The organism is Brotaphodocola sp. (assembly GCF_050873065.1).
Classification (GTDB): Bacteria; Bacillota; Clostridia; order Lachnospirales; family Lachnospiraceae; genus Brotaphodocola.
Genome location: NZ_JBNMIC010000006.1, coordinates 77,018 through 92,313, shown reverse-complemented (window position 1 = coordinate 92,313; position 15,296 = coordinate 77,018). Strand labels below are relative to the sequence as shown.

The following is a 15,296-nucleotide window of genomic DNA, read 5'->3' as shown; positions in this document are numbered from 1 at the left end:
GTGTGGAGCTGACTGTCACTAATAGGTCGAGGGCTTAACCAAGACGGTTTAGGAAATACAGAATACGGATGATTCAATGTGCAGTTTTGAAGGTATATGAGAGAGGAGAGCTGTGTTCCAGAGATGGAACATGGCTTTTTTTGTTTTACAAAATGGTGATAATGGTGTTTTGGAGCAAGACTCCGGGCATCTTTTTTTATGCCTGCATAACTGGACTGGTTAAAATAATAAAAACTGGATATTTTCACAATGCCATTTGTGCGTATAATGGAACCATCGGACGCACATAGATCCCGGGAAGAAAAAAGATGCGCCGCAGAAAGGCGAAGAGACGATGAAAGAGAACAGATACGAACTGAATAAACAGCTGGCACAGATGCTCAAGGGCGGCGTAATTATGGATGTGACAACTCCGGAGCAGGCAAAAATTGCTCAGGAGGCAGGCGCGTGTGCAGTCATGGCACTTGAGAGAATTCCGGCGGACATTCGTGCCGCAGGCGGAGTATCCCGCATGAGTGATCCGGGAATGATCCGTGGAATTCAGGAGGCAGTCAGCATTCCGGTCATGGCAAAGTGCAGAATCGGTCACTTTGTGGAGGCACAGATCCTCGAGGCGATTGAGATTGACTACATCGATGAGAGTGAAGTTCTCAGCCCGGCAGATGATGTGTATCACATTGATAAGACAAAGTTTCAGGTTCCGTTTGTCTGCGGAGCACGTGATCTCGGTGAGGCGCTCAGAAGAATTGCGGAAGGCGCATCGATGATCCGCACAAAGGGCGAGCCGGGAACCGGTGATGTTGTTCAGGCTGTCCGCCATATGCGCGCAATGAACTCGGAGATCCGCCGCGTACAGAGCTTGAGAGAGGATGAACTTTTTGAGGCCGCAAAGCAGCTCCAGGTTCCGCTTGATCTTCTGACTTATGTGCATGAAAACGGAAAACTTCCGGTTGTGAACTTTGCAGCAGGTGGAGTCGCCACTCCGGCAGATGCAGCGCTGATGATGCAGCTTGGAGCAGAGGGTGTCTTCGTCGGTTCCGGAATCTTTAAATCCGGAGATCCTGCAAAACGTGCGGCTGCGATTGTGCAGGCGGTGACAAACTATAAAGATGCAAAGCTGATTGCAGAACTTTCCACGGGACTCGGTGAGGCGATGGTTGGAATCAATGAGCAGGAAATTCAGATTCTGATGGCAGAGCGTGGAAAATAAGATACAACCCAAGAAATCAAGAAAATGCCGGAATACGGTGAGACAAAAAGGAGTGGCAGAAATCATGAGAGTAGCGGTGTTGGCTCTTCAGGGAGCGTTTGCAGAACATGAAGAGATGCTGGAAAGACTGGGAGCAGATCACTTTCAGATTCGCCAGAAGAAGGATCTGGATACGCCGTTTGACGCGTTGATTCTTCCGGGCGGTGAGAGCACGGTGATCGGGAAACTTCTCCGGGATGAGGGCATGTTTGAGGAACTTCGGACGAGAATTCAGAATGGCCTTCCGGTCTTTGGAACCTGTGCCGGAATGATTCTGCTCGCAGAAAAGGTGGAGGGCGGAACACCCTGTCTTGGAACGATGGAGATTCAGGTAAAGCGAAATGCCTACGGTCGTCAGCTTGGCAGTTTCTATACGGAAGATAAATTTGATGACATGAGAGAGCCAGTGCCGATGACCTTCATCCGGGCTCCTTATGTGGAGCAGGTCTGGGGCGGTGCACGGGCACTGGCTGAGGTGGACGGCCACATCGTGGCGGCACGTCAGGGAAATCAGCTCGTCACGGCATTTCATCCGGAGCTGGGGCAGGATCCCCGGATTCACGAGTATTTCCTGAAAATGGCCGCTTCTGCCGGTAATATTCCGTCCAGTACTCTGAGCAAAGCCGGATGAATTCTTTGAGCGGCTTGCTCAGATAGGCACGTTTTGAGTAGCAGAATGCGACATCCCAGTGTGGATGCGACGGGAGAGCAAACAGGCTGATATCGTCTCTCTCCAGGGCATAAAATTCCGGAATGAAACCACAGCAAAGGCCGGAAGAGACGAAGTAGGCGATGCTTCCGGCATTGGAAGTCTCAAACAGGACATTTGGTGTGATTCCCGCTTCGCCGAAGATTGCATCGGTCAGAAAACGACAGCTCGATCCCGGATACATCAGCACGAAAGGTTCATCCTGAAGCTGATCAAGGTCAATCTCCGGGATCTGGCCCGGAGTGCGGGGAATTGATCTGCTTAAGGGGTGACTGGTCGGAAGTGCGACAAAGAGCTCCTCCGAGTAGATGGTGTGGTAGTTGCTGTTGATTTTCTGGCTGTCCCCGATCGTGAGAAAACCGAGATCGAGTTTTTCATCGGCGATCAGGGATTGCTGGCGGTAACTGCTCATCTCGATCGGAGAGATCGAGACACCCGGAAATTTTTTTAAAAATTTCGGATATACATTTGTGAACATACGGATGCCGCGGCCGGGAGCGATTCCGAGCGTGAAATGTCTCGATTCACTTCCGAGCACATCGGCGATCTGATTGTAGGCGGACTCCTTCAGACCGAGGATTTCCCGGGCAGTGCGGACATAGATCTCACCGACTTCTGTGAGCTGCCAGTTGTTGCGGGTGCGGAAAAAGAGCGGTGCGCCGAGATCTTTTTCAAGTTTTAAGAGCTGCTGGTTCAGCGCAGACTGGCTGATGTAAAGCTTTTCAGCTGCCCGCGATACATTTTTTTCATCTGCAATTTTGACAATATATTCAAGTTGTTTTAAGTCCATAGTAGTCTGATACTCTTTTCTTTTTTATTTATGTTTTTTCTTTCTCTTTTTTGTAGGATTTTTATAGGAATCTTTCTTTTTGCTTTATCTTAAACCTTATTTTGGGGCTTCTTTCTGAGCCTTTTCCACATTTTTTCTGAGCTGTTTATTTTGCTTTGAAACGATTTCTTTCTCTCTCAAATATATCGAAAAATACAAGAAAAAGTCAAGCAAATCAGCGGATTTTCTGGCGTGCTATCGGTTTTTCTAATACCCGTATTAAAAGGATATATTTTACATCAAATTTGATGTGAGATATAATAAAATCATACAAAAGGTCAGACGCAACGAGCTTGAGAGTCGAAGTGAGAGACAGTTGCGTTTCACAAAAAAGGAGGAGTTGAAATGTCTGCACCGCTTTACATTAAGGTGAAACCGCAGGATAACGTAGCAATTGCGGTTCATGACATCCCGAAGGGAACCGAAGTGCTTCCGGGAATTCATGCAAATTGCGACATTCCGCAGGCACACAAGATTGCCCTGCAGCCGATTCCGAAGAATGAGCCGATCGTTCGTTATGGCGTTGTTCTCGGATACGCAAAAGATGATATCCAGACCGGAGACTGGATCAATGAGCATATGGTTATTCTGCCGAAGAGCCCGGCACTGGATGATATGCCATATGCAACCCATATTGTGCCGAAGGAGGAGCTCCCGGAGCCGACCGTCACGACCTGGATGGGTTACAAGAATGAGCACGGCCCGGCAGGAACGAGAAACCTTCTCGGAATCATGACGACCGTACAGTGCGTGGCAGGAGTTGCAAAGGTCGCTGTCGAGAGAATCAAGAAGGAACTGCTTCCGAAGTACCCGAATGTGGATGGTGTTGTTGCGGTCACTCATCCATACGGCTGTGGCGTTGCCATCAATGCACCGATGGCATATATTCCGATTCGTTCCCTCCACAACATCATTCATCATCCGAACTTTGGCGGTGAGGTGATGGTTCTCGGTCTGGGATGTGAGAAGCTGACCTATGAGCGTCTCATGGACCCGGAGGATATCACTCCGGAGAACTGCCTGACGATTCAGGAATGTCACGGACATGACGAGATGATGAATCAGATCATGGCAATGGCAGAGAAGAAGCTTCAGAAGCTGAACCAGCGTAAGCGTGAACCGCTTCCGCTCAGTGAGCTTGTCATCGGTATGCAGTGCGGCGGAAGTGATGCATTCAGCGGACTGACTGCAAACCCGAGTGCCGGATATGCGGCAGATATGCTGGTTCGCGGAGGCGGTACCGTTATGTTCAGTGAGGTAACCGAGGTGCGTGACGGCGTTCATATGCTGGCAGCACGCTGCGTCAACAAGGAAGTTCGCGACCGTCTCGCCCAGGAGATGAAGTGGTACGACGATTATCTTGATCAGGGCGGTGTAGACCGTGATGCAAACCCGACCCCTGGAAATAAGAAGGGCGGTCTTGCAAACATCGTTGAGAAGGCAATGGGATCGATCGCAAAGTCCGGTACTTCCCCGATCGTCGAGGTAACTGGTCCTGGCGAGAGACCGACGAAGAAGGGCCTGATCTATGCGGCAACCCCGGCATCCGATATCGTATGCGGACCGTCCCAGATTGCGGCAGGCATTGGCTTACAGTTATTCATGACCGGACGCGGAACCCCGTATGGTCTGGAGATTGCTCCGGTCATCAAGGTGTGCAGCCGTAACGAGATGAAGGACAACTGGTTTGATATGATCGATATCTCCGCAGGTCAGGTTGCAACCGGCGAAAAGACGATTGCAGAAGTTGGAACCCAGATTTTCAACTACATGATCGATGTCGCTTCCGGACGGAAACAGCCGTACAGCGATCAGTACGGTTTCCACAACGACATGTGTATCTTCAACCCGGCTCCGATAACCTGATGAGAAACCTTTGATTCAATAAAATAATAAAATGGAAAGACAGCTGATTTCATGGACATACCCCACATTTTATGTCCGGAAGTCAGCTGTCTTTTTTTGTATGATAGGAAATCGCGTCCTATCATACAAAAATGCTCCGCATGGATTCTTTTTTATTGGATACGGTAAGGATTGCGAAAATACCGGTGTCCGTTTATAATGGGGAAAGCACGTTAGTTCAACGCGATATAAGAGGTATAAGAAATGATACCAGAACAAAAAATAATAAGAATGGAGGTTTCAAATGGCTGAAACAGAGAAAAAGATGCCTGTCTATGTGGAAGACAGTTTTTCCGAGACATGTTCTGCGATTACCAGTGGAGTCATCACGTTTTTTCTGATGTTGATTACAACCGTATTTCCGCTGATTTATCACAATTCCTATATTGATATTTTGGAGACAAAATATAAGGCATATTATATTCCGATGCTTGCGATGCTTGGAATTCTGCTGGTTCTCGGGCTGATTATGATGCTGATTGATTTTAAAGAATGCGGAGGAGATCACACAAAACAACTTTTCTCCGGATTGAAACCGAAGAACTGGAAGGAAACGTTCTGCATCGCAGATGCGGCAGTTCTCCTCTTCTGGGTGATTGCGCTGATCTCGACGCTTCAGTCCGATTACTTCTATGAATCATTCTGGGGAAATGAGGGGCGTTATTCGGGTCTCTTTCTGCTGACGATCTACGTGGTTGTCTATTTTGTTGTGAGCCGTTTCTGGAAGGTTCAGGGATGGATCCTCCAGCTCTTTCTGATTTCCGGAATGATCATGTGTGTGATCGGCATCACCGATTATTTTCAGCTCGATATTCTGGATTTCCGCGGAAAGATTAAGCCGGAACAGTCGACAATCTTCACCTCGACAGTCGGAAACATCAACACGTACACGGCATATGTGGCGATTATCATGGGATTTGCAGCGGCGCGTTTCACTCAGGAAGAAAACCGTCTCAAGATGATCTGGTACTATGGATGCATGACAATCTCTTTCTTTGCAATCATCATGGGATGCAGTGAGAATGCCTATCTTGCAATTGGAGCTCTGTTTGCATTTCTGCCGTTTGTTGTGTTGAAGAGCCGCCGCGCAATTCTGCGCTATCTGGTGATGCTTTCCACGTTTGTGACAGTCATTCAGTGCATTGACTGGATCAACCAGGCATTTGCGGATATCGTGATCGGTCTGGACAGCTTATTTGGAATCATCTCGAATTTCAAGGGCCTTTTTGCGGCAGCCATTCTGCTCTGGGTGGTTACTGCTGTCTGGTACTGGTTCATGGTGAGAAAAAACAGCGTGAAGGGTGGGGGTGCAGAAGCGGATTTGGGATCCTCGCAGGATTCTGACGTATTTGCTCTCGGAAAACTTCTTGGACGAATCTGGGGAGGACTGCTGATTGCAGGAGCAGTGGCACTTCTCTTCATGCTTTACGATGCAAATGCAGGCGGAAACGGGGCGCGCTACGGAAGTCTCGCAGAGTACCTTGTCTTTAGCGACAGCTGGGGAACAAACCGCGGATATATCTGGAAGGCATCTTTCCGCATGTACCAGAAACTGAAACCGATCCACAAGCTGTTTGGCTTTGGCCCGGATACCTTTGGCATTATGACAACCGACAAGATCATGGCAGAGATGATTGATGCGACCGGTCAGATCTTTGACAATGCGCACAACGCGTACATCCAGTATTTTGTGACAATCGGTCCGCTCGGTGCGCTTGCCTATGTGGGATTTCTGATTTCGGGGATTGGCAGAATCACAAAAATGCGCGAGAGAAATCCTTACGCGCTTGCCTGTGCCGGAGCAGTGCTCTGCTATGCCTGCCAGGCGATCGTCAATCTGGATCTCCCGATTGCAACTCCGATGATGTGGCTGTTGATGAGTGCCGGGATGGCAATTGCAGGAAAACGCAGAAACAATAAATCTGCCAGATATTAATAAAAAAGTAAATAAAACCTCAGAGTTTCCTAAAAACGTGAGGTTGCGTTATCATTTGCAGAATGCTATACTGTATTGAGATTTACTGCGCATTCTGCAGGGATGACGCGATGGAAGGTTTGAGAGAAAGAAACGTCATGAATAATTTTGAACAGTACAAAAGACTGATAAAGGTCGGATTTTCTGTGGTCCTGATTGCATTGCTCACAGGCGTATACGGAATGATCTGGACAGGCTGGTATAATAAAATCATCTGGGCTCCGTTTTTCAGGAGGGGCAACTGGATGATGATTTTTATTTATGGACTCCTGCTGGTGTTCTTCATGCAGACATACGGCGGGTTCAAAGTGGGCCAGCTCAAGAGAGGAAATCTGATTTATTCTCAGATTCTGTCTGTGATTTTTGCAAATATCGTTACATATTTTCAGATTTCCGTACAGCATAAGCATTTTATCACACCGATTCCGCTTATTCTGGATCTAGTTGTCGGAGCACTGGTGATTCTTGTCTGGACACTTCTGTTCCAGTGGTTTTACAACAGTATGTTCCCGCCGAGAAGAATGCTCCTGATTTCCGGAGAGCATTCCGATTATCATCTCGTGGAGAAGATGAATGCCCGAGAGGACAAGTATATGATCAGTGAGATCATCAGCTACCGCGTCGGAATGGAGCGACTGAAACAGGAGATCGCTAAGTATGATGGAATTATCGTTGGAGATATGCCGTCCCATGAGAGAAATCTGATTATTAAATATTGTTTTTCACAGAGAATTCGCACATACAGCGTTCCGAAGATTTCGGACATTCTGCTTCGCAGTTCTGTGGAACTGAATCTTTTTGATTCTCCGCTTTTGCTGTCCCGGAATACGGGACTCCAGATTGAACAGGAATTCTGCAAGCGTGCAGTTGACATTGTCGGCTCTCTGATTGCTGCGGTCCTGACGGCACCGTTTTTCCTGATTATTGCAATCAGCATCAAGCTGACGGACGGAGGTCCGGTGATTTACAAGCAGACGAGACTGACGAAGGACGGAAAGACATTTGAGATTTTTAAATTCCGCACAATGATTCAGGATGCGGAGAAGTACAGCGGAGCGAGACTTGCATCGGAGCATGATCCACGGATTCTTCCGGTTGGACGGCTTCTGCGTGCGACCCGTCTCGATGAGCTTCCGCAGATTTACAATATTCTCAGGGGAGAGATGTCGATTGTCGGACCGCGTCCGGAGCGCCCGGAGCTTGCGGCGGAGATCGAGAAGGAGATCCCCGAGTTTTCTTATCGCCTGAAAGTGAAGGCCGGTCTGACCGGTTATGCACAGGTTTACGGAAAATATAACACGACTTCTTATGATAAGCTGAAGTTGGATTTGACCTATATCCGCAATTATTCCCTTTTTCTGGACTTAAAGCTGATTATCATGACTCCTAAGATCATGTTTATGAAGGAAGCCACGGAGGGTGTAAAGGAATAAGAATAAGAAATTGAAGAAGATCGAACACTCGAAGAGAGTAGTGAGACGAAAGAGTAGAGAAGAGTAGACAATAAGCAGGGAAGGAAGAATGAGAGAGACACCTGATATTCGTATTTTCATCGCCTGCCACAAGCCGACTTATGTACCGGAGAATCCTCTCTTGTATCCGGTACAGGTGGGGGCGGCGCTGGCAAAGACGCATTTTGAGGGAATGCAGCGCGATGATGAGGGAGACAATATCTCTGTGAGAAATCCGGAATATTGTGAACTCACTGCCCAGTACTGGGCCTGGAAAAATGTAAATTGTGATTATTATGGCTTTTTCCATTATCGAAGATACCTTGCGTTTGACGGAGTCTGTCCGGTTGATGAGCAGGGACATTTGAAGACAGGAAAAGGGCGAAGACCATACACGGAACTTGATTCAATCTGGGAAGACCTGACGCCGTACCGACTGCATTCGGACTGGATGAACAGCCAGATCAGACAGTATGATCTGCTGACGGTATTCCGCGAGAGAATCAATACGACCGTGTACCGGCAATTTTGTCAGTATCATCCGGCAGAGACTCTCGACCGGATTTTAAATATTTTGAAAAAGCGTCATCCGGAATATGCAGAGGCCGCAGATGCCTACATGAATTCAAAAGAGATCTACTACATGAATATGTATATCATGAAAAAAGAACTCTTTCAGACGTATATGGCATGGCTGTTTGGAATTCTGGAGGAATTTGAAGAGGAAAATAAAAGTGCCGGCAGCAAGACGCCGCAGCCTCGTCTGATGGGCTATCTGGCGGAGCGTCTGTTTGGCGTTTTTTATTTTTATCAGAGGGCAAACGGCGCAAAGTGCGCGGAACTGCCTTATCTGAAGTTTTATAATACAGAGCCGGGAAAGGAGGCATGCACGTCCAATATTCGGACATTTCGGCTGAAACCCACAAAATTAGAAATTAAGATCGATATGCGCAAACTGAACCGTATGTTTCCGGCAGGAAGCCTGCGGAGAGTGATTCTGCGCAGTATCTTTTTGCGATAGTAGAAGTAAGTCAATAGCAGCAGTTAATTGGTTACTGTACAGAGCTAGGCATTTTTTGGACGGTAACCTTAACTGCAAAAAATAAAGGAGCAAATATGAATTTATTTTTGAAACGACTTGGCGGTTTTTACAAGTACCGTTTTCTGATGGAGCAGCTGGTGACAAAGGATATCAAGCTGAAATACCGCAGAAGTTTTCTCGGATATCTGTGGAGTATCCTGAATCCGCTGATGATTATGGTCATCATGGTAATTGTATTTTCCAATATGTTTCGTTCTGATATTGTGAATTTTCCGGTATATCTGATTATCGGTCAGACCCTGTATAACTTTATGAGTGAGTCGACGACACAGGCGATCTTTTCGATCACAGGAAATGCGTCGCTCTTGAAAAAGACGTATGTGCCTAAGTATGTCTTCACTGTCTCAAAAGTGACGAGTTCTTTTGTAAACACATTGTTTGCCCTCGGCGCACTTGTTGTGGTATTTGTCGTGTGCAGAGTGACACCGAATATTTATTATCTGCTGATTCCGGTGATCCTTTTGCAGGAGTATATCTTCTGTCTGGGACTTGGAATGCTGCTGGCTCAGGGATCGGTATTCTTCCGTGATATCCAGTATATTTATAATGCACTGCTGACAGCATGGATGTATCTGACTCCAATGTTCTACCCGATTACTTTACTTCCGGATGTTCTGCGCCGTCTTGTCATGACTTTCAATCCCATGTATTTTTACATTACAGAGTTCCGCCAGATTGTTCTGGAGTGCAGAATGCCAGATCCGTATCTGCTCGTAGCCGGAACCGGTGCAGCGATTCTGATGCTGGTGATTGGAACTGGTGCATTTTTAAAGACTCAGGATAAGTTTATTCTGTACATCTAAGAAGGAGGGGGCATCATGGCAGAGAACAGTGATATTATGATTAAAGTGACCGATGCAACCGTCCGGTTTAATATGGCATCGGAGAAGATTGATAATTTAAAAGAATATTTTGTAAAATTGATTAAGAGAGAGCTGATGTTTCAGGAGTTTCTTGCGCTCAAGGATGTAAACTTTGAGGTAAAGCGCGGGGAGGCATGGGGACTGATCGGAACGAACGGTTCCGGCAAGTCAACGCTCTTGAAACTGATCTGTGGAATTTTAAAGCCGTACAAGGGCACGGTCGATGTCTACGGAAGCATTGCACCGTTAATTGAGCTCGGAGCCGGATTCGACGGAGAGCTGACTGCGACTGAGAATATTTACTTAAACGGTGCAGTTCTCGGATACAGCAAGGAATTCATGGACAGCCACTATGATGAGATTGTGGACTTTGCGGAACTCAAGGATTTTATGAACATGCCGATCAAGAACTATTCTTCCGGTATGGCGGCACGTCTTGGATTTGCGATTGCGACAATTGTACAACCAGAGATTCTGATTGTGGATGAGGTTCTGGCAGTTGGAGATGCTGCATTCCAGGAGAAGTGCCAGGAACGTATGCACAAAATGCTTGACAACGGAACGACGCTTCTGTTCGTGTCTCACACGATGGCAACCGTGCGGGAGCTCTGCGATCATGCAATTTGGTTACACAAGGGAAACGTGATCTTGCAGGGTGAGTCAGAGGGAGTCTGCGACGCTTATATGGACAGCCTTTCTCTTCTTTAAAAATGGATGGATAGCCATTCGGTATCTCAAAATGAAGATCGGGAACAGATCATGGAAGAAAAATCATGTTCCGGTCAGCGAGGTGCTGGATGGTTATCTTGCAATAATTGCCGAAAAATGATAAATGTTAAGGAAGGACATACGATGGAAAAGAACGGAGAAAAGAATCCCAACATCAAAATCTATGTGGTTTGCCACAAACCCTCCTATGTACCGGAAAATCCTTACCTGTATCCGATTCAGGTGGGAACTGCTCTTTCTGGAAAAAAACTGGAAGGAATGCTTCACGACGATGAGGGTGACAATATCTCTGAAAAGAATAAGAGTTATTGTGAGCTGACAGCTCAGTACTGGGCGTGGAAGAATGACGATGCCGATTACTACGGCTTTTTCCATTATCGGAGATATTTCTCCTTTGACCCGAATCTTGACCGCGATGATGGTTGGGGAAATATTGCCTATGACCGGATTACGGATGAGGTGATTGATGAGCTTCGCCTGAAACCGGATCAAATGCGGGAGCTGATCACAAAGTACGATGTGATTTCCGTGAAGGGAAGACGTTATCCGCGGATTCAGGAAGGCGGAGCGTTGCTGGATGTCTATCGGGAGTACGGTGTTGCTCCATTCCAGCATAGAGAAGATCTCGATGTCACGCTGAAGATTTTGAAGGAGAAGTATCCGGAATTTGCAGAGACTGCAGATGAGTACATGAAATCCACGACAGCCCACGAGTGCAATATGTTTATCATGAAGCGGGAAATTTACAGGAAATATTGTGAGTGGCTGTTTGATATTCTGTTTGAGGCAGAGAAGCAGATTGATATGACATGGTACAGCGTGGAAGAGTATCGCGTGATGGGTTATCTTGCAGAGCGTCTCTGTGGAATTTATTATATGTACTTAAAGAAACAGCAGGGAATCCGTTCGTTTGAACTGCCGAAGACACTGTTTCAGGATACGGCTCCAAAGTCGATTCTTGAGCCCGTATACAGGGATAGCGTTCCAGTAGTGCTCTCTGCGAATAACCGTTTTGCCCCGTATCTTGACATCATGATCCGTTCGATGATTGCAAATGCATCTCCGAACCGGAACTATGATCTGATTGTCCTTTACAACGATATTTCTGAGAAGAACCGGAACTGGATCACGATGGCGGCACGCGGAAAGGACAATATCTCAATCCGTTTCATACGTGTCTGTGAGTATTTTGATGCGAGCAAATTGTTTGTCGATCAGCATCTCTCGGTTGAGACCTACTACCGTCTGATCATTCCGGAGATCATGCCAAACTATCACAAGATTCTTTACCTCGACTGCGATATGGTCGCAGACCATGATGTGGCAGAACTTTACGACATGGATCTGAAAGGATCAATCATTGGTGCGGCGAAAGATATCGATGTTGCCGGACAGCTGAATCTGAATCAGAATGATTGGAAGAAGTATGCGACAGAGACACTTGGACTTGACTGTGCATTTGACTATTTTCAGGCGGGTGTGCTGATTCTTGATCTTGATGGTCTGAGAAAGACGGCGACTTCGGAGGAGATGATTCAGCTGGCGCTGACACACTCGTTCCGCTGCCACGATCAGGATATCCTGAATATTATCTGCAAGAATAAAGTGACTTACATTCCACAGCAGTGGAACACGCTGATGGACTGGCAGGAGCCGGGACGAAGCCGGATGCAGATCCTCAAAATGGCACCGAGAGAGCTGTTTGAGGAGTACACAAAAGCCCGTAAGTGCCCGTATCTGATTCACTTTGCCGGATACCAGAAGCCGTGGGATGTCGTGGACTGTGACTTTGCGGAGTATTTCTGGGAGTATGCAAAATTGTCTCCGTACTATCCGATGCTTCTTCGACGGATTAAGCGATGCTTCGATGACGAGGCGAATACGCCTGTCTCCGCTCCGGTGATTGCAAAGATGGGAGAAGATCCGGGAATCCGGAAGATCGCAAATAAACTTCTGCCATTTGGAAGCAGACGCAGAGAATGGGTGAAGAAGGTAGTCAAGTCGATACTGGGAAGATAAGAGGAAACAGATATGAAATTTGATTTTTCTAAAGAGCCGGGGAGAGTAGAATGCAACAGAGATCTTGTGAAGACTGAGAAACCGCTTGTCTCTGTTGTGACTCCATATTACAATGCGAGCAAATATTTTGAAAAACTCTATCCCTGCGTAATAAACCAGACGTTTCCGTGGTTTGAGTGGGTGATTGTTGACGACGGAAGCAATAAGGAAGGGGAAGCGGAATTCTTAAAACAGGTGGAGGAAAGAGATCCGAGAATTCGTGTCGTACATAAACCGAACGGAGGAATTTCTTCTGCGAGAAATCGTGGAATTAAGGAGAGTATGTCGGAGATCGTTATCACTCTGGATGCGGATGAGCTGATTGAGCCGACGTACTTTGAGCTGCTCTACTGGGCGCTCTATTACAATCCGGATGCAGCTTGGGCATACACCGACAGCGTAGGTTTCCAGAATCAGGAATACGTGTGGCAGTATCCGTTTAATGCAGAAAAGCTGAAAACTTACAATTTCCTTGTGGAGAGTGCGGCAATCAGAAAAAAGGATCTGCTGGAAGTAGGCTGTTATGATGAGGTGGAAAAGCATTATTTTGAGGACTGGAGACTCTGGCTGAAAATGCTCTCAAACAGCAAGAAACCGGTTCATGTGGAGAGTCTGGAATTCTGGTATCGCAGAACTGACACGGGAGTGCTGAGTGCAATCACTACGGATGATGATGTGAAAAAACGTGCCGATTATCTGATCAATGAGGTTGCAAAGACTGCGGATGGAAGCGTTGAGGCAAAGACATTTGGCGGCGAACTTCAAAGGGAAGGTTTTGTTCTTCCGAGACGATCTGAGTTCAATAAGCCGTACCGCACAGAAAAGAAGAAAAAAGAAATCCTGTTCTTGATTCCGTGGATGATTACCGGAGGAGCCGATCAGTTTAATCTGGATTTTGTGAGACTGCTCGACAAGGAGAAATACAACATTACAATCATTGCAACTGAGAATTCAGAGAATGACTGGAAACAGAAGTTCAGAGAATACACGACAGCGATTTATAGTCTTCCGGAATTCCTTGATGTGAAGAACTATGCAGAGTTTATCTCCTATATCATTCAGACAAGACAGATTGATGTCTGTCTTGTATCAAACTCCTACTATGGATATTATCTGCTTCCATGGCTCAAGGTGCAGTATCCAGAGATGGCAATGATTGACTATGTTCACATGGAAGAGATGTACTGGAGAAATGGCGGATATGCGAGAACTTCCATGGCAATGTCGGATCTTTTGGAGAAGACTTACGTCTGCAACGGGGCGACGAGAAGAGCTTTCATTAACCACTTTGGACGGAGCGAGGATTCTGTTGAGACGCTTTATATCGGTGTTGATCAGAATAAATTTGATCCGAGCAAGACCGAGTACGGAACGATCCGTTCTGAATATAAAATTCCGGATCAGGCAAAAATGGTATTATTCCCATGTCGTCTCCACAGTCAGAAGAGACCATATCTGATGGTTGAGATCGCAAAGCAGGTCATTGAAAAGAGAAAAGATATCTACTTTATGGTTGTGGGCGACGGCGATGAGCGCGGTGGCATGCAGAGAAAGATAGAGGAATACAACCTTGGCGGGAATGTGATTTTTGCAGGCATGCAGGAGGATGTGAGACCGTTTTATAAGGATTCTGATCTGACACTGATCTGCTCGATCAGAGAGGGACTTTCGCTCACGGCATATGAGTCATGCTCGATGATGACGCCGGTTATCACTGCGGATGTCGGAGGTCAGAAAGAGCTGATCGATGAGACGGTCGGACGGGTGCTTCCGCTGATGCAGAGAGAAGAGGACATCAAGTGCACGATTTATTCTGAAGAAGAGATCAGGCAGTATGTGGATGCAATTCTCGAAATTCTCGATGAGAAAAACAAGACTGCTTATGGCGAGATGTGCAAGAATTGCAGAAAGAAAGTCGAAGATCGTTTTGGACTCGATACAATGATTAAAAATATGGAATCTGCGATCGAAGACTGCTTTTTAGAGGAACGTACTGCAAAGCGAGCAATGGTTTCTGCCAGTATGCGGGCTCTGCCATATCTTGCTGATGATGTGCTCAGTATGTATCTTGCATATGAGGAAATGGGACAGGAAAGTGAAAGAGTCTGGACAGACAGTTGCTGGTTTGAAAGTGAACTTCGCCGGACAAGAGAAGAGCTGGACCGTGTGCGAGAGCAGAAGGAATTCTTCGAGAAAGAATGTGATGGAATCTGGCACTCGGCATCATTTATGATTGGAAGAACCATCACCGCAGTTCCGAGACTTTGCAGAGGTGGAGTACGCTGTGTGCAGGAGCATGGATTTGGTTATACATTGAAGCATGCGCTGCATAAGGTGACACATTCATAGATTTATAGACAAATAAATGCGATTGGTAAGTTTTGCAGGTGTCAGATATGTGACAGATGGGAACTATTTGGTACATA

Annotated in this window: 11 protein-coding genes; 10 read left to right on the top strand and 1 reads right to left on the bottom strand. The window is 46.7% G+C overall.

Annotated features, from left to right (window positions below):
• Window positions 1-334 precede the first annotated feature (334 nt).
• Window positions 335-1,210 carry a pyridoxal 5'-phosphate synthase lyase subunit PdxS gene (gene pdxS, locus ACR0QE_RS03435; RefSeq protein ID WP_432626965.1) on the top strand — a complete coding sequence of 292 codons (876 nt, stop codon included), beginning with the start codon at window positions 335-337 and terminating at the stop codon, window positions 1,208-1,210.
• A gap of 64 nt (window positions 1,211-1,274) precedes the next feature.
• Window positions 1,275-1,880, top strand: coding sequence for a pyridoxal 5'-phosphate synthase glutaminase subunit PdxT (gene pdxT, locus ACR0QE_RS03430; protein ID WP_432626964.1), 606 nt, complete (start codon window positions 1,275-1,277; stop codon window positions 1,878-1,880).
• On the opposite strand, the gene ACR0QE_RS03425 is transcribed toward pdxT, so the two are convergent.
• A complete protein-coding gene (locus tag ACR0QE_RS03425; RefSeq protein WP_432626963.1) occupies window positions 1,768-2,748 on the bottom strand; it encodes a LysR family transcriptional regulator in 981 nt (326 codons plus the stop codon). The genes pdxT and ACR0QE_RS03425 overlap by 113 nt on opposite strands.
• A 384-nt stretch (window positions 2,749-3,132) precedes the next feature.
• On the opposite strand from ACR0QE_RS03425, the gene garD reads away from it, so the two are divergent.
• The 8 genes from garD (at window position 3,133) to ACR0QE_RS03385 (ending at window position 15,219) form a co-directional block, all read left to right on the top strand.
• Window positions 3,133-4,653 carry a galactarate dehydratase gene (garD, locus tag ACR0QE_RS03420; RefSeq protein WP_432626962.1) on the top strand — a complete coding sequence of 507 codons (1,521 nt, stop codon included), beginning with the start codon at window positions 3,133-3,135 and terminating at the stop codon, window positions 4,651-4,653.
• Window positions 4,654-4,936: 283 nt separating this feature from the next.
• On the top strand, window positions 4,937-6,628 hold the full coding sequence (locus ACR0QE_RS03415) for an O-antigen ligase family protein (RefSeq protein ID WP_432626961.1): 1,692 nt from the start codon (window positions 4,937-4,939) through the stop codon (window positions 6,626-6,628).
• A gap of 137 nt (window positions 6,629-6,765) precedes the next feature.
• A complete protein-coding gene (locus tag ACR0QE_RS03410) occupies window positions 6,766-8,100 on the top strand; it encodes a sugar transferase (RefSeq protein ID WP_432626960.1) in 1,335 nt (444 codons plus the stop codon).
• Window positions 8,101-8,188: 88 nt separating this feature from the next.
• Complete coding sequence (locus tag ACR0QE_RS03405) at window positions 8,189-9,139, top strand: DUF4422 domain-containing protein (RefSeq protein WP_432626959.1); 951 nt, start codon at window positions 8,189-8,191, stop codon at window positions 9,137-9,139.
• Between the two features lie 95 nt (window positions 9,140-9,234).
• Window positions 9,235-10,023: an ABC transporter permease gene (locus ACR0QE_RS03400; RefSeq protein ID WP_432626958.1), complete on the top strand. Its 789-nt coding sequence runs from the start codon at window positions 9,235-9,237 to the stop codon at window positions 10,021-10,023.
• A gap of 15 nt (window positions 10,024-10,038) precedes the next feature.
• Window positions 10,039-10,791 (top strand): ABC transporter ATP-binding protein, encoded by a 753-nt coding sequence (locus ACR0QE_RS03395; protein ID WP_432626957.1) that lies wholly within the window; start codon window positions 10,039-10,041, stop codon window positions 10,789-10,791.
• A gap of 144 nt (window positions 10,792-10,935) precedes the next feature.
• Window positions 10,936-12,831 carry a DUF4422 domain-containing protein gene (locus ACR0QE_RS03390; protein ID WP_432626956.1) on the top strand — a complete coding sequence of 632 codons (1,896 nt, stop codon included), beginning with the start codon at window positions 10,936-10,938 and terminating at the stop codon, window positions 12,829-12,831.
• A gap of 12 nt (window positions 12,832-12,843) precedes the next feature.
• Window positions 12,844-15,219: a glycosyltransferase gene (locus tag ACR0QE_RS03385; RefSeq protein ID WP_432626955.1), complete on the top strand. Its 2,376-nt coding sequence runs from the start codon at window positions 12,844-12,846 to the stop codon at window positions 15,217-15,219.
• The last annotated feature ends 77 nt before the right edge of the window (window positions 15,220-15,296 follow it).

Excerpts from the sequence above, each read along its gene's own strand:
- ACR0QE_RS03410 (WP_432626960.1), top strand. The coding sequence starts at position 6,766 with ATGAATAATTTTGAACAGTACAAAAGACTGATAAAGGTCGGATTTTCT.
- ACR0QE_RS03395 (WP_432626957.1), top strand. The coding sequence starts at position 10,039 with ATGGCAGAGAACAGTGATATTATGATTAAAGTGACCGATGCAACCGTC.
- ACR0QE_RS03405 (WP_432626959.1), top strand. The coding sequence starts at position 8,189 with ATGAGAGAGACACCTGATATTCGTATTTTCATCGCCTGCCACAAGCCG.
- pdxT (WP_432626964.1), top strand. The coding sequence starts at position 1,275 with ATGAGAGTAGCGGTGTTGGCTCTTCAGGGAGCGTTTGCAGAACATGAA.
- ACR0QE_RS03400 (WP_432626958.1), top strand. The coding sequence starts at position 9,235 with ATGAATTTATTTTTGAAACGACTTGGCGGTTTTTACAAGTACCGTTTT.
- pdxS (WP_432626965.1), top strand. The coding sequence starts at position 335 with ATGAAAGAGAACAGATACGAACTGAATAAACAGCTGGCACAGATGCTC.
- ACR0QE_RS03415 (WP_432626961.1), top strand. The coding sequence starts at position 4,937 with ATGGCTGAAACAGAGAAAAAGATGCCTGTCTATGTGGAAGACAGTTTT.
- ACR0QE_RS03385 (WP_432626955.1), top strand. The coding sequence starts at position 12,844 with ATGAAATTTGATTTTTCTAAAGAGCCGGGGAGAGTAGAATGCAACAGA.
- ACR0QE_RS03425 (WP_432626963.1), bottom strand. The coding sequence starts at position 2,748 with ATGGACTTAAAACAACTTGAATATATTGTCAAAATTGCAGATGAAAAA.
- garD (WP_432626962.1), top strand. The coding sequence starts at position 3,133 with ATGTCTGCACCGCTTTACATTAAGGTGAAACCGCAGGATAACGTAGCA.
- ACR0QE_RS03390 (WP_432626956.1), top strand. The coding sequence starts at position 10,936 with ATGGAAAAGAACGGAGAAAAGAATCCCAACATCAAAATCTATGTGGTT.